This window comes from Kitasatospora sp. NPDC051914, from assembly GCF_040680995.1.
In the GTDB taxonomy this organism is placed as follows: Bacteria; Actinomycetota; Actinomycetes; order Streptomycetales; family Streptomycetaceae; genus Kitasatospora.
Genome location: NZ_JBFAXX010000019.1, coordinates 34995 through 48718, shown reverse-complemented (window position 1 = coordinate 48718; position 13724 = coordinate 34995). Strand labels below are relative to the sequence as shown.

The 13724-nt window shown below is 72.4% G+C and carries 9 protein-coding genes and 1 pseudogene; 5 read left to right on the top strand and 5 right to left on the bottom strand.

The window, feature by feature from the left end:
* Positions 1-82: 82 nt before the first annotated feature.
* Complete coding sequence (locus tag AB0M03_RS14735; RefSeq protein WP_363491839.1) at positions 83-3631, bottom strand: bifunctional glycosyltransferase family 2 protein/CDP-glycerol:glycerophosphate glycerophosphotransferase; 3549 nt, start codon at positions 3629-3631, stop codon at positions 83-85.
* A 103-nt stretch (positions 3632-3734) separates the two neighbouring features.
* Positions 3735-4370, bottom strand: a complete 636-nt coding sequence (locus AB0M03_RS14730) for a methyltransferase domain-containing protein (protein ID WP_363491838.1) — start codon at positions 4368-4370, stop codon at positions 3735-3737.
* 222 nt (positions 4371-4592) lie between these two features.
* Here AB0M03_RS14730 and AB0M03_RS14725 point away from each other — a divergent pair.
* From AB0M03_RS14725 to AB0M03_RS14715, 3 genes and pseudogenes are all read left to right on the top strand, one after another.
* A pseudogene (locus AB0M03_RS14725) lies at positions 4593-5444 on the top strand (glycosyltransferase); the annotation flags it as partial.
* Positions 5445-5829: 385 nt separating this feature from the next.
* The gene (locus tag AB0M03_RS14720) at positions 5830-6753 is read left to right on the top strand and encodes a YihY/virulence factor BrkB family protein (RefSeq protein WP_363491837.1); all 924 of its coding nucleotides are present in this window, start codon (positions 5830-5832) and stop codon (positions 6751-6753) included.
* 135 nt (positions 6754-6888) lie between these two features.
* The gene (locus AB0M03_RS14715; RefSeq protein WP_363491836.1) at positions 6889-7770 is read left to right on the top strand and encodes a class I SAM-dependent methyltransferase; all 882 of its coding nucleotides are present in this window, start codon (positions 6889-6891) and stop codon (positions 7768-7770) included.
* A 24-nt stretch (positions 7771-7794) separates the two neighbouring features.
* Here the strand turns inward: AB0M03_RS14715 and AB0M03_RS14710 are convergent, their stop codons facing one another.
* The gene (locus AB0M03_RS14710) at positions 7795-9072 is read right to left on the bottom strand and encodes a serine hydrolase (RefSeq protein WP_363491835.1); all 1278 of its coding nucleotides are present in this window, start codon (positions 9070-9072) and stop codon (positions 7795-7797) included.
* A 126-nt stretch (positions 9073-9198) separates the two neighbouring features.
* Between AB0M03_RS14710 and AB0M03_RS14705 the strand changes: the two genes are divergently transcribed.
* Positions 9199-9444 carry a hypothetical protein gene (locus tag AB0M03_RS14705; RefSeq protein WP_363491834.1) on the top strand — a complete coding sequence of 82 codons (246 nt, stop codon included), beginning with the start codon at positions 9199-9201 and terminating at the stop codon, positions 9442-9444.
* Between the two features lie 99 nt (positions 9445-9543).
* Positions 9544-11121, top strand: a complete 1578-nt coding sequence (locus AB0M03_RS14700; RefSeq protein WP_363491833.1) for a hypothetical protein — start codon at positions 9544-9546, stop codon at positions 11119-11121.
* A 73-nt stretch (positions 11122-11194) separates the two neighbouring features.
* Here AB0M03_RS14700 and AB0M03_RS14695 read toward each other — a convergent pair whose 3' ends face one another.
* Both AB0M03_RS14695 and sdhA read right to left on the bottom strand, forming a co-directional pair.
* Positions 11195-11968, bottom strand: a complete 774-nt coding sequence (locus tag AB0M03_RS14695; protein ID WP_363491832.1) for a succinate dehydrogenase iron-sulfur subunit — start codon at positions 11966-11968, stop codon at positions 11195-11197.
* Positions 11968-13710, bottom strand: coding sequence for a succinate dehydrogenase flavoprotein subunit (sdhA, locus tag AB0M03_RS14690; RefSeq protein WP_363491831.1), 1743 nt, complete (start codon positions 13708-13710; stop codon positions 11968-11970). The genes AB0M03_RS14695 and sdhA overlap by 1 nt, the downstream gene beginning before the upstream one ends.
* Positions 13711-13724: the final 14 nt, after the last annotated feature.

Below are 13724 nucleotides of genomic sequence, written 5' to 3'. Positions count from 1 at the left end.
TTTCCCCAGTACACGGGGGTGCGTCGGGCGCGAACCGCTGCCCGGAGGGTGTACGACCCTCCGGGCAGCCCCTCCGAGGGCCTCAGCCCAGCAGCGCGTCCACCGCCCGGGCCGCGGCCCGGCCGTCGTCCAGGTCGTTGTACGTCTCGCGGAACACGGCGTACGCCTCGGCGTGTTCGGCCGCGACCCGGTCGGTCCGGCCGAGCGCCTCGACCACGGCCTCCGAGGTGGCCAGCAGCGGCCCGGGGGCCGTCGCCTCGAAGTCGAAGGAGAAGCCGCGCAGGTTGTCCCGGTAGTGCTCCAGGTCGTAGGTGAAGAAGAGGATCGGCCGGCCGGTGTTCGCGAAGTCGAACATGATCGACGAGTAGTCGGTGACCAGCACGTCCGCGACCAGCAGCAGCTCCTGCACGTCCGGGTAGGTGGAGACGTCCCAGACGTAGCCGTTGCCGGCGTCCGCGACCTGGCCGCACACCATGTCGTGGGTGCGCACCAGCAGCACCTGGTCGTAGCCGAGCGCGGCCCGGGCGGCGGCCAGGTCGAGCCGCAGGTCGAGCTGGTAGCCGCCCTGCGGCCGGCGGCGGTCCTCGCGGAAGGTCGGCGCGTACAGCACCACCTTCTTGCCCTCCGGAAGGCCGAGCCGCTCGCGGACCCGCTCCGCGGTCTTCTCCCGGTCCGCGGCGAACAGCACGTCGTTGCGCGGGTAGCCGGACTCGACGATCTCGCCCTCGAAGCGGAAGGCCCGCCGCAGCACCGGGGTGGACCAGCGGTTCGGCGAGAGCAGCAGGCTCCACTGCGGCACCTCGTGGTCGAGGTGCTTGAGGTATTCCGAGTCGGTGAACCAGATCTTCTCGAAGTCGTGGCCGATCCGCTTGAGCGGCGTGCCGTGCCAGGTCTGCAGTACGGTCTGGCCCTCGCGGCGGACGAAGAAGTCGGGCAGGTGCGTGCCGGTGACGACGTACCGGGCGGTGGCCAGCGCCTCGAACCACTCCGGGCTCCACTGCCGGACGGCCTCGGCGGTCTGCGGCAGGTCGGCCTGCATGTCGTCGGAGGTCCACAGGTGGCGCAGCGGTGCGCCGCGGCGGACGAGCTCCTCGTGGATCGCCCGCGCCGAGTCCGCGTAGCGGCCGCCGAGCGGGGACACGTACAGCACGCTGTCGGTCAGCGGGCGGGTCTTCCGCTCGGGGAAGCCGTGCCGCAGCTTGCGCTGCGAGTAGCCGCTGCGCTCCTCCGGGAGCAGCGCCTGGTGCGACTCCAGCGACAGGCCGTCGTAGCCGCGGCGCTCCAGGGTGATCCGCTTGCCGCGGGCCTCGACCTCCAGCGGCAGGGTGCCGTGGCAGGCGGGGGAGAGCAGCGCGGTCGGCCAGAGCGTGTCGGCGGCGGCGCCGACCCGGCGGAAGAAGACCTCCCAGGTGCCCTTGGCGAGCGGGACCCGGCCCGCGAAGGAGGCGGTCGGCACGGCCGGCAGCGCGGCCTTGAACCGGCGGTCGGTGATCTCCACCGGGTAGCAGTGCTCCTCCTCCCGCCAGCTGTGCCGGATCACCAGTTCGTAGCGGTGGGTGCCGCCGAGCGGGAACGAGCCGCTGACCAGGAAGCCCTCGGTGTCGCGGGCCGCGGCGATCCCGTCGATCACCGGCTGCAGCACCTGGTCGGCGAACTGCAGGTACCCGCTGGGGGAGGCCTTGGTGTACAGCGCCCGGGTGTCGCCGACGATCGGCAGGTCGAGCTGCTCGGTCGAGGCCCGCTCGTCCAGCACCACCGGGACGGTGGTGCCGTCGGCGAGCTCGACCTCGGTGTCCCAGCGGTCGCGCAGCCGCTCGGCGGAGCCCGGGTCGAGCGCGGCCCAGGCCTCGCGGACGGCCGTCATGTCGGCGATCGGGAAGGTCGAGGTGAACGGCACCTCGCGGCCGGCCGGGGCACCGAGCTCCAGCGGGAAGTACAGGTCGCGGTCGGACTCGACGTGCTTGAGGCGCAGCCGGGCACCGGCCAGGTTCATCCCGGAGACGGCGAGGCCGGCCACGGTCACGCTGCCGCCCGAGGCGGTGACGCCGGCGGCCCGCACCCGCACCCGCTCGATGCGCAGGTTGAGGTGGTTGTCCTTGAGCCACGGCACGACCCGGACGTCCTGCTCGACCCAGTGCACCGGCGGGTACTCGGCGGTGTCGCTCCAGCCGCCGGAGATCCGGCCCTTGTAGACGCCGCCCTTGCCGACGCCGGCGACCAGCACCCGCCAGGAGCCCTCGCGCCACTCGCCGCGGTGCTTGAACCGCTTGGGGTCGATCGTCGCCGAGAAGCCGGCCCAGTCGCAGCTGTACAGGTCGTGCGGGGAGCTCGCGGTGGCCTCGGGGCTGTACTGCGCCTTGGCGGGCAGGGCCAGCACCCGGCGGCCCTTGGCCTCGCGGAGCACCAGTAGCCGGACCATGTCGGTGCGGTGCTCGACGCCGAGGTGCTCGGGGAAGGCGTGGCCGGTCAGCCGGAGCCTGCCGCCCACCCAGGCGGCCTCGTACAGGCGGCTGCGCATGACCAGGGCGTTGTCCAGCCGCAGCACGTCGGCGGGCACGCTCTTGCGGCCGCCGCGCAGGAACGGGTAGTCGGCGTAGGCGCGGAGCAGGCCGCGGGCCGGGGCGGCGCCGTTGCTGTCCTTCTCGAACCGCATCTGCTCGACGAGCTCGTCCATCCGACCCTGCAGGGTCAGGTGGTACTTGAGGCGCAGCGGCGCGCGCAGCTTGCGGATCTGCTCGGGGCCGATGGCGCGCAGCAGCCGGCCGACGCACTCCTGATAGGCGTTGCGGTAGTCCCGGTCGCCCTCCAGGACGGACCAGAAGAACATCGGGATCTCCTCGACGAGGTTGTTCTCGTCGTAGGTGCGCAGGTAGCGCTTGAACTTCGGGTCGGTCTGCTTGAGCAGCCAGGCCCGGACGAGCTCCATCGAGGTGACCCGGTCGATCAGGCCCTTCGGGTTGGTCTTCATCTGCGTGATCGACATTTCGCCGACCTCGCGCTCGCGCCAGTGGTAGATCGGCTCGGAGAGCACGTCGACGCTGGTCGCCAGGTAGTGGTGGGGCACGCTCACCGGGGCGTCCTCGTACAGGATGCCCTCGGGGTAGAGGATCTCCGCGCCGTCGAAGAAGGAGCGGCGGTAGACCTTGTTCCACGCGGTGCGGTCGGTGACCAGCGTGGGGATCTCGGTGATGTGCGTCCGCAGCCGGGTCTCCTTGAACGGCTTGCGGTGGCCGCCCGACTGGTAGTAGCCGACGGCGCGGAAGCGCAGCACGTTGCCGGTGCAGAAGTCGGAGCCGGTCTCGTCCAGGGTGCCGATCATCAGCTCGTAGGCGCTCGGCGGGAGCGTGTCGTCGCTGTCGACGAAAGCGAGGAACTCGGTGCCTTCGGCGATGTGCCGGTAGCCGGTGTTGCGGGCCGCCCCCAGGCCCTTGTTCTCCTGCTGCACGAGCCGGAACCGCGGATCCTTCGCGGCGTACGCCTCGGCGATGGCGGCGCTGCCGTCCTTGGAGCCGTCGTCCACCATGACGCACTCCAGATCGGTGAAGGTCTGGGCTGCGATGGAGTCCAGGCACTCCTCGAGGTAGCGCTCGACGTTGTAGATCGGGACGACGACGGAGAGTCGAGGGGCCATCGGGCTTGCGGGCCTTTCATCGGGGGCGTCGGCCGCGGGTGAATCGGCACAGATGTACGGAGATCCTACCGTCCGGGGCTCGGACGTCTTTGGTACGGCAGGGTCAGGGAACGAGGCCGACGAGCACGTACTCGTTGTACTTGAAGACCTTGCCCGCGGCCTCCGGCAGCGGGAAGGAGTACGTCCGCCCGATGCGGAGCCCGAACTCCCCGGCGAGGGTGCGCAGCCCCTCGAAGTCGACGAAGCGCACGTGCGTCGGGTCGGAGCGGTAGCCCGCCGCCTGCGGGGTGATCAGCACGACCTTGCCGCCGGAGCGGATGCTCGGCAGGTAGCCGGCCATCAGCTCCTTGCAGGTCTCCAGGTCCAGGTGCTCCAGCACGTGCGCGACCAGCATGCTGTCGAAGGCGCCGGGCCGGCTGAGCTCCGGGTCCGCCCGGAACTCGTCGGCGGTGTACGCCTTCAGGCCGCGGGCCCGGGCGGTGGCCACCGAGGTCTCGTTGTGGTCCACGCCGACGCTGTCCGGGCCGCAGTTCTGCAGGTTCCGGCCGACGCCGCAGCCCACGTCCAGCACCCGGCCGAGGCCCAGCCGGCGCAGGTTCCAGCGGTACGGCGCCTGGGTGGGCAGCAGCCGCTTGATGCCGGACTGCTCCAGGGTCACCAGGCGCTCCGTGTAGGAGGCCTCGGCGGTGGCGCCGCCGGCGGGGACGGACGCGGCGTTCGGCTCGCGGTCTTCGGGCATGGTCGGCCTCTTGGGGAGTGGGCGGTGCGGCGGGGCCGGGGGGCGCCACCGCGCACGGGGGTGACCCGATGGTACGGCCAGCGGTCGAGACCTGTCCGACCGGTCGGGGGGTGCGCGGCCCGGGCCGCGGCGGCTAGTCTGCCGCTGGCCGCGCGCCGGTTCCCGGGCGAGACCCGTCCGGAGATCACGGTCGACTGAGCGCCCCCTTAGAATGAGCTGCAAATGCCCCGCTTCAGCGTGATCGTCCCCGTCTACCAGGTCGAGGAGTACCTGGCCGAGTGCCTCGACTCGGTGCTGTCCCAGTCGTGCGCTGACTTCGAGCTCGTTGCCGTCGACGACCGCTCGCCGGACGGCTGCGGGGCGATCCTGGACGAGGCCGCCGGGCGCGATCCGCGCATCAAGGTGCTGCACCTCGACGAGAACGTGGGCCTCGGCCGCGCCCGAAACGCCGGCCTCGAGGTCGCCACCGGCGACTACGTGATCTTCCTGGACAGCGACGACACGCTCACCCCCGGCCTGCTGCAGGCCGTCGACGACCGCCTCGAGGCCTGCGCCGACCCGGACATCCTGGTCTACGACTACGCGCGCACCTACTGGGACGGCCGCGTGGCGCGCTCCAACTCGGCACCGCTGTTCGCCCGTCCGGGCCCGGACGTGTTCGACCTGGACGGCCGCCCGGACCTCCTCGACCTGCTGATGGTGGTCTGGAACAAGGCCTACCGCCGCGACTGGATCGACGCCGAGGGCCTCACCTTCCCCGCCGGGTACTACGAGGACACCCCGTGGACCTTCCCGGCGCTGCTCGCGGCCGGCCGGATGACCATGCTCGACCGGGTCGGCGTCCACTACCGCCAGCGCAAGCAGGGCGGGAACATACTCGCCACCGTCAGCCGCAAGCACTTCGACATCTTCGACCAGTACGACCTGGTCTTCGCCTTCCTCGACCGGCGCCCCGACCTCGACCGCTGGCGGCCGGTGGTCTTCGCCCGGATGGTCCACCACCTCAGCACCGTGGTCAGCCGCCCCGACCGGGTGCCGCCCGGCGACCGCCGCGAGTTCTTCCGCAGAGCCGCCCGGCACTGCGCCCGGCTCCGCCCCTCCGGCTACCGGCCCGCCGCCGGCGCCGAGGGCGTGCGCACCGAACTGCTCAGCCACGGCCACTACCTCACCTTCCAGAGCGTGCGCGCCCTCGCCCGGACGCGGCAGCTCGCCGCCCGGGCCGCCCGCCGGGCCAAGCGCGCCGCCGCCGTCCGCGACGTCACCCCGCCGCAGGGCCGTCCCGCCGCACCTCCCGCGGGCACCACCCGCCCCGACGGCACCGCCTCCGACCTCGGCACCTGACCCCGCCGGCAGGTCGTAGGCCACTCGGGCACTGCCCGGCCGCCGCGCCGACGGGCTCGGCCGACCCGCCCGGAGCGGGCGGTATACAGGACCGGTCGTCGCTCTTTCAGGTGATCCGATGGGTAAGCCCGTGGAATTCCTCGCCCGTCTCCCGGTCGTCGGCCCGCTCGCGACCCGCCTGATGCGGACCCGCGCCTGGAAGGCCTACCGGCTCTTCACGGACACCCAGGGCAACCGGCTGGCCGGCGCGGTGACCTTCTTCGGCTTCCTCGCACTCTTCCCGCTGCTCACCGTGGCCCTGGCGATCGCCGCCGCGACGCTCTCCGACGCCCGGGTGGACGAACTCCAGCAGGACATCGCCGACCAGGCCTCCGGCCTCTCCGACGTCATCGACCTGGACGCGCTGGTCGCCAACGCGGCCACCGTCGGTGTGATCAGCGGGGTGATCCTGCTGCTGTCCGGGCTCGGCTGGGTGGAGACCATGCGCAGCTCGATCCGCGCCGTGTGGCGGCTGCCCGAGGACCCGGGGAAGGTGCTCGTCCGCAAGGCCTGGGACTGCCTCGTGCTGCTCGGCCTCGGCGCGGTCTGCCTGCTCTCGCTCGGCGCCTCCGCGGGCGCCACCACCCTCGCCCGGCGCCTCGCCGATGCCATCGGCCTGTCCGACGGGGCCGGCCGCGCCGTGTTCACCCTGGCCGGCTTCGTCATCGCCGTCGGCGCCGACCTGCTGCTCTTCGCCTACCTGCTGGCGCCGTTCCCGCGGATCACCGACCAGACCCGCCGGGGCGTCCTCGGCGGCGCACTGATCGGCGCGATCGGCTTCGAGGCGCTCAAGGTGGCCCTCTCCTCGTACCTCGGCTCGGTGGCGGGCCGCAGCCTGTACGGGGCCTTCGGCGTCCCGGTGGCGCTGCTGCTGTGGATCGACTTCGTCGCCAGGCTGCTGCTCTACTGCGCCGCCTGGACGGCCCTGGCCGATCCGGCCGCGGCCCGGATGCGTACCCACGACCAGGGACGCAGGCTGATCGAAGCGTCCCACGAGAAGTGAGTCCGGCCCCCTGTCGGGCACACTCGGACGTGACTAGGATCACGTCCTACCTCTCATCCGGCTCTCATCCGGCACATCCCCGCCGGCCGAGCCCGCATCGCGACATCCTGTCCGCCGCCACACCTGGAGCGCCACGTGACCAGCGCAGAAACCACCGCCGCCACCCCCGTCCCGCGCACGCCGGACGACGTGCCGGGCTGGTTCTGGAAGGCAGACCAGGACATCTTCGGCTGGCTGCTGAGCCGCCAGACCGCCGCCGGGACCACCGGCGACCTGCTGGAACTCGGCGCCTACCTCGGCCGCAGCGCCGTCGTACTGGGCCAGTACCTGCAGCCCGGCGAGACCTTCACCGTCTGCGACCTCTTCGACTCGGACGCCCCGGACGACGAGAACTCGGCCGAGATGGCGATGTCCTACCGCAAGACCCTCACCCGGCAGGCCTTCGAGGCCAACTACCTGGCGTTCCACGCGGAGCTGCCGGCCATCGTCCAGGCGCCGACCTCGGTGCTGGCCGACGGCCGCATCCCGGCCGACTCCTGCCGCTTCGTGCACGTGGACGCCTCGCACCTGTACGAGCACGTCGCCGGCGACGTGCTGGTCGCCCGGGACGTTCTCGCCAAGGACGGCGTGGTGGCCTTCGACGACTACCGGGCCCCGCACACCCCCGGCGTGGCCGCCGCCGTCTGGGAGGCGGTCTTCGACCTCGGCCTCAAGCCGGTCTGCCTCACGCCGGAGAAGTTCTACGGCACCTGGGGCGATGCCGAGGCCGTGCAGAAGGAGCTGCTCGCCCGCGACTGGAAGGCCGAGGGCTTCCGGATGGACGACGAACTCATCGCCGGCCACACCTGCTACCGGCTCGCCTTCGACGGCCCGCAGCCGAACGGTGCGCCCGCCGCCCGTCCGGCCCCTCCGCAGCGCTCCACCGCCCGGAAGATCGCCATCGACGTGCTTCCGCCGTTCGCCACCCGCGCCGCCCGCAAGGCGCTCCGCGCAGCCCGGGCCCGCGGCCGGCGCTGACGCCCGCGGCGGCCCGGGCCGGGGTCAGCGCCGCCGCACCGTCGTGGCGGCGCCGGCCCACCGGCGCAGCGCCGGGCGCAGCGAGAGCCGCCCGGCCCGCTGCCGGCGCAGCCGGAGGGCCGCCACCACCGCGGCCGCCGCGCACAGCCCGGCGGCCAGCATCCCCGCCGTGCCGCCCTTGCGGTGCGCGCGCTCGGACTCGCGGTCCGGGGCCGGGGCGGCCACCGGCGGTGCGGGTGCCGGCCGGTGCGGGCTCGGCGCGGTGGAGGGCACGACGTCCGGCACCGGATTGGGCTGCGGCTCGGCCGACGGAGCGGCCTGCACGGCCGAGGTGTCCTCGGCCAGCACGCCCACCGGCGTCACCCGGTCGACCGCGGCGAAGCCCCAGTCGAGCAGGGCGGCGGCCTCGTCGTACACCTTCTGGTAGGTCGAGGTGTGCATCACGGTGACCAGCAGCAGCCGGCCGTCCCGCTCGGCCGCGCCGGTGAAGGTCGAGCCGGCGTTGGTGGTGTAGCCGTTCTTCACGCCGATCAGGCCCGGGTACTTGCCCAGCAGCCGGTCGGTGTTGGCGATGCCGAAGCTGCCGCGCTGCCCGGTGGCCCGGTCGACGGCGCCGGGGAACTGGGCGTCCCGGGTCGAGCAGTACGCCCGGAAGTCCGGGTTGCGCAGGCCCGCGCGGGCGAACAGGGTCAGGTCGTACGCCGAGGAGACCTGGCCGTCCTGGTCGTAGCCGTCCGGGGTGACCACGGTCGTGTCGTTGGCCTGCAGCGCGTCCGCCCTGGCCTGCATCTGGGCGACGGTCCGCTCGATCCCGCCGTTCATGTGGGCGAGCACGTGCACCGCGTCGTTGCCGGAGCTGAGGAAGACCCCGCGCCACAGGTCCTCCACCTTGTAGTCGAGGTCCTCCTTGATCCCGACCAGGCTGCTGCCCGGGCCCAGCCCGGTGAGCTCCTCCGGGGCGACCCGGTGCACCGCCTCGCGGTCCAGCTTGGGCAGCACCGTGTCGGCGAACAGCATCTTCAGGGTGGACGCCGGCGGCAGCCGGGTGTGCGCGTTGTACGAGGCCAGCACCTCGCCGGTGGTGCCGTCGGCGACCAGCCAGGAGCGCCCGGTCAGCCCGCCCGGCAGGTCCGGCGCGCCCGAGTCCGGGGCCACCTGCACCCCGGGCCGGGCCAGCCGCTCGCCGCCGACGGCCTCGGCGGCGGCCTGCGGGACGGCCGCCGCGGCACCCGGGGCGAGGGCCAACAGACCGGCGACGGCTGCGGCGGCACATCGGTGGACGAAGTGACGGTCGGTCAGCATTTCCGGAACGTACCCGCCGGGCCGTCCGGCGCCGCCCGGCCGCCGCCGACTCCCCCCGAACGGATGCGCCCGGGCGGGCTGCGCATACTGGACGGGCAGCACACCGACGCCCGCGAAGGACCCCCGATGAAGCTCAGTCGCCGCACCTCCTGGTTCCTCACCGCCTTCGGCGTGTGGTCCCTGATCATCTGGACGACCTTCGTCAAGAACCTCTGGAAGGACTCCGGCGGCCAGGCCTTCACCGGCGGCGACCACTCCCAGCCGACCGCCTTCTTCTGGGTCCACCTCCTGCTCGCCGCGACCTCCCTCGTCCTCGGCATCGCCATCGGCGTCCTCGGCGTCCGCGGCCTGCGCGCCCGCTCCGCGGACTGACGCCGAAACCCTTTGCCCGGCGGGGAGTTCGGCTGGAATGATCTCCGCCGTGTGCGCATCGTGCGTACACACGCGCGTCTCCTTGGGGTGGGTCACACAGTGTTCCGTACGGTCTCTCCGCGCCTGCTGGCCTCGGCCGCCGGCATCGCCCTCGCCACCGGGCTCCTGGCAGCACCGGCGGCCTCCGCCGCCACCGACGGCAGGGCCACCGACCCCGCCGTCGTGCCGAGCCCGGGCTTCTTCGGCACCGGCGTCCGCACCGACGCCTGCGACGGCACCACGGCGCCCGGCTGGATCGCCACCGCCGAGCCGGCCCTCACCGCCCGCACCGCCGCGGACCGGGCGCGCTTCAAGGTCTGGGACGAGACGGGCAGCAAGGTCCTCGACGCCGAGGGCGCCGCGGTCGACGGCACCGCCACCGCGCGGCCCGCCGGCCTCACCGAGGGCCGCACCTACACCTGGCAGGCCAAGGGCGCCGGCGGCGGAGCCCCCACCGCCGAGTGCCGCTTCCGCATCGACACCACCGCACCGGCCCTCACCGTCGACTCGGCCGACTTCCCGGCCTCCGACAGCGGACGGGCCCCGCAGAAGTACGCCGGCCAGACCGGCACCTTCACCGTCGCCGGCAGCGACGCCGCCTCCGGCGTGGCCTGCTACCGGTACGTCCTCAACGGCACCCCGAGCGTCGGCAACGACTGCACCGACGCCGTGCGGCCCGCCGCGGACGGCACCGCCACCTTCACCCTGAAGCCGAAGGACTGGGGCACCAACATCCTCACGGTGCAGGCCTTCGACGAGGCCGGCAACGCCTCCCAGCCGGTCGCCTACGCCTTCTACGCGCCGTCGAACCCCACTCCGCCGCCGAGCGCCCCGGGCGACGTCGACGGCGACGCCGTACCGGACATCCTCGTTCCCGGCGGCGACGGCTCCCTGCAGATCGTCAGCGCCGCGGCCGACAGCACCGCCGCGGCCACCACCCTCCCTGCCACCCTCGCCCCCGACACGACCGACTGGTCCGCCTACCGGCTCGCACACCGCGGCTGGGACCCGGGCAGCCACGGCCCGGTCGACGACCTGCTCGCCCACCGGCCCGGCGGGACGGCGCTGTACCTGTACCGGAACTTCGACCAGGGCGCCTTCCGGCACAGTGTCACCCTGGTGTACCGCCCGGAGTCCGCCGACCCGGCCTTCACCACCGACTGGTCGCACACCGAGCAGCTCGTCGCGCTCGGCTCGCTCGACGACTACCAGCAGAGCTCCCTGCTGACCGTCGAGGACGGCGACCTCTGGCTGCTCACCGACCCCGGCTTCAACTACGGCTACCAGACCGTCCGACGTCTCTCCACCACCGGCACCTGGGCCGGCTACGACGTGGTCGCACCCGGCAGTGCGGCCGACGGCAGCCTCGCCCTGTGGGCCCGCGAGCGGGCCACCGGCACCCTGCGCACGTACCCGATCGCGAAGCAGGCCGACGGCACGTACGACTTCTCCGCGCTCGCCGACCCGTCCGCCGGCACCGCCGTCGGCACCTTCCCCGCCGCCGAGTACCCGCTGCTCGGCAGCTCCGGCGACGGCAACGGCGACGGCCGGCCCGACCTGTACGCCGTCACCGCCGCCCGCCACCTGCTGACCTTCGACGGCACCGCCGCCCCGAAGGACCTCGGCGCCCTGCGCTGAACCCCGCACGGCAGAACGCCCGAGGGCCCGTCCGGACGAACCGGACGGGCCCTCGGGCGTTCGCTGCTCCGAATCAGAAGCGGCGGGTGACCAGCGCGCGCTTCACCTCGGCGATCGCCTTGGTGACCTCGATGCCGCGCGGGCAGGCCTCCGAGCAGTTGAAGGTGGTGCGGCAGCGCCACACGCCCTCACGGTCGTTGAGGACCTCGAGCCGCTGCTCCGCACCCTCGTCGCGCGAGTCGAAGATGAAGCGGTGCGCGTTGACGATCGCGGCCGGGCCGAAGTACTGGCCGTCGTTCCAGAACACCGGGCAGGACGACGTGCACGCCGCGCACAGGATGCACTTGGTGGTGTCGTCGAACCGCTCGCGGTCCTCCTGGGACTGCAGGCGCTCACGCGTCGGGTCGTTCCCCTTGGTGATGAGGAACGGCATGACGTCCTTGTACGCCTGGAAGAACGGGTCCATGTCGACGATCAGGTCCTTGAGGACCGCGAGGCCCTTGATGGGCTCGACCGTGATCGGCTTCTCCGGGTTGACGTCCTTGATCAGCGTCTTGCACGCCAGCCGGTTGCGGCCGTTGATGCGCATGGCGTCCGAGCCGCAGATGCCGTGGGCGCACGAGCGGCGGTACGTCAGGGTGCCGTCCTGCTCCCACTTGACCTTGTTGAGGGCGTCCAGGACGCGCTCCTTCGGGTCCATCAGCAGCTGGTAGTCCACCCACACCGGGTCCGGGTGCTCCTCCGGGTTGAACCGGCGGATCCGCAGGGTGACGTTGATCAGCGCGGTCGCGCCCGCCTCGGCCGCGTCCAGAGCGGCCGAGTGCTTCTCCAGGGTCGGAGTGCTCATCAGTACTTACGCTCCATCGGCTGGTAGCGGGTCTGCACGACCGGCTTGTAGTCGAGGCGGACGGAGGTGCTGCCGTCGGCGGCCTCCTCGCGGTACGCCATGGTGTGCTGCATGAACTTCACGTCGTCGCGGCTCGGGAAGTCCTCGCGGTAGTGGCCGCCGCGGGACTCCTCGCGGGCCAGCGCCGAGACGACCGTGACCTCGGCCAGGTCGAGCAGGTTGCCCAGCTCGATGGCCTCCAGCAGGTCGGTGTTGAAGCGCGAGCCCTTGTCCTGGATGGCGACGTTCTTGTACCGCTCGCGCAGCGCGGCGATGTCGGCGACGGCCTGCTTGAGGGTGTCGCCGGTGCGGTACACGGACGCGTTGGCGTCCATGGACTCCTGCATCTCCTTGCGGAGCTGCGCCACCGACTCGGTGCCGGTCGACTCGCGCAGCGCGTCGACCATGTTCTGCACCAGCTCGGCCGGGTTCTCCGGCAGCGGCACGAACTCGTTGTTGGCGGCGAACTCGGCGGCGGCGAGACCCGCGCGGCGGCCGAACACGTTGATGTCCAGCAGCGAGTTGGTGCCCAGGCGGTTGGCGCCGTGCACCGAGACGCAGGCGACCTCGCCGGCGGCGTACAGGCCGGGGACGACGTCGGTGTTGTTCAGCAGCACCTCGCCCTCGACGTTGGTCGGGATGCCGCCCATGCCGTAGTGCGCGGTGGGCTGGATCGGGATCGGGTCCGTGTAGGGCTCGATGCCGAGGTAGGTGCGCGCGAACTCGGTGATGTCCGGCAGCTTGGCGTCCAGCTGCTCCGGCGGGAGGTGCGTCAGGTCCAGGTAGACGTGGTCGCCGTCCGGACCGCAGCCGCGGCCCTCGCGGATCTCGCTGTAGATCGCGCGCGAGCAGACGTCGCGGGAGGCGAGGTCCTTCATGACCGGCGCGTAGCGCTCCATGAAGCGCTCGCCGTCCTTGTTGCGCAGGATGCCGCCCTCGCCGCGGGCGCCCTCGGTGAGCAGGATGCCCATGCGCCAGATGCCCGTCGGGTGGAACTGGAAGAACTCCATGTCCTCCAGCGGCAGGCCCCGGCGGTACGCCACGGCCTGGCCGTCACCGGTCAGGGTGTGGGCGTTCGAGGTGACCTTGAACATCTTGCCGGTGCCGCCGGAGGCGAACACGACCGCCTTGGCCTGGAAGACGTGGATCTCGCCGGTGGCCAGCTCGTAGGCGACGACGCCGGCCGTGCGGCCCTCGTTGATCAGCAGGTCGAGGACGTAGAACTCGTTGAAGAACTCGACGCCGTGCTTGACGCAGTTCTGGAACAGCGTCTGGAGGATCATGTGACCGGTGCGGTCGGCCGCGTAGCACGAGCGGCGGACGGGGGCCTCGCCGTGGTTGCGGGAGTGGCCGCCGAAGCGGCGCTGGTCGATCCGGCCCTGCTCGGTGCGGGAGAAGGGGAGACCCATCTTCTCCAGGTCGATGACCGCGTCGATGGCCTCCTTGCACATGATCTCGGCGGCGTCCTGGTCGACCAGGTAGTCACCGCCCTTGACCGTGTCGAAGGTGTGCCACTCCCAGTTGTCCTCCTCGACGTTGGCGAGGGCGGCGCACATGCCGCCCTGGGCCGCGCCGGTGTGGGAGCGGGTCGGGTAGAGCTTGGTCAGCACCGCGGTGCGGCTGCGCTGGGTCGACTCGATGGCCGCGCGCATGCCCGCGCCGCCGGCGCCGACGATGACCGTGTCGTACTGGTGAATCTGCATGGGGGTAAGCGCCT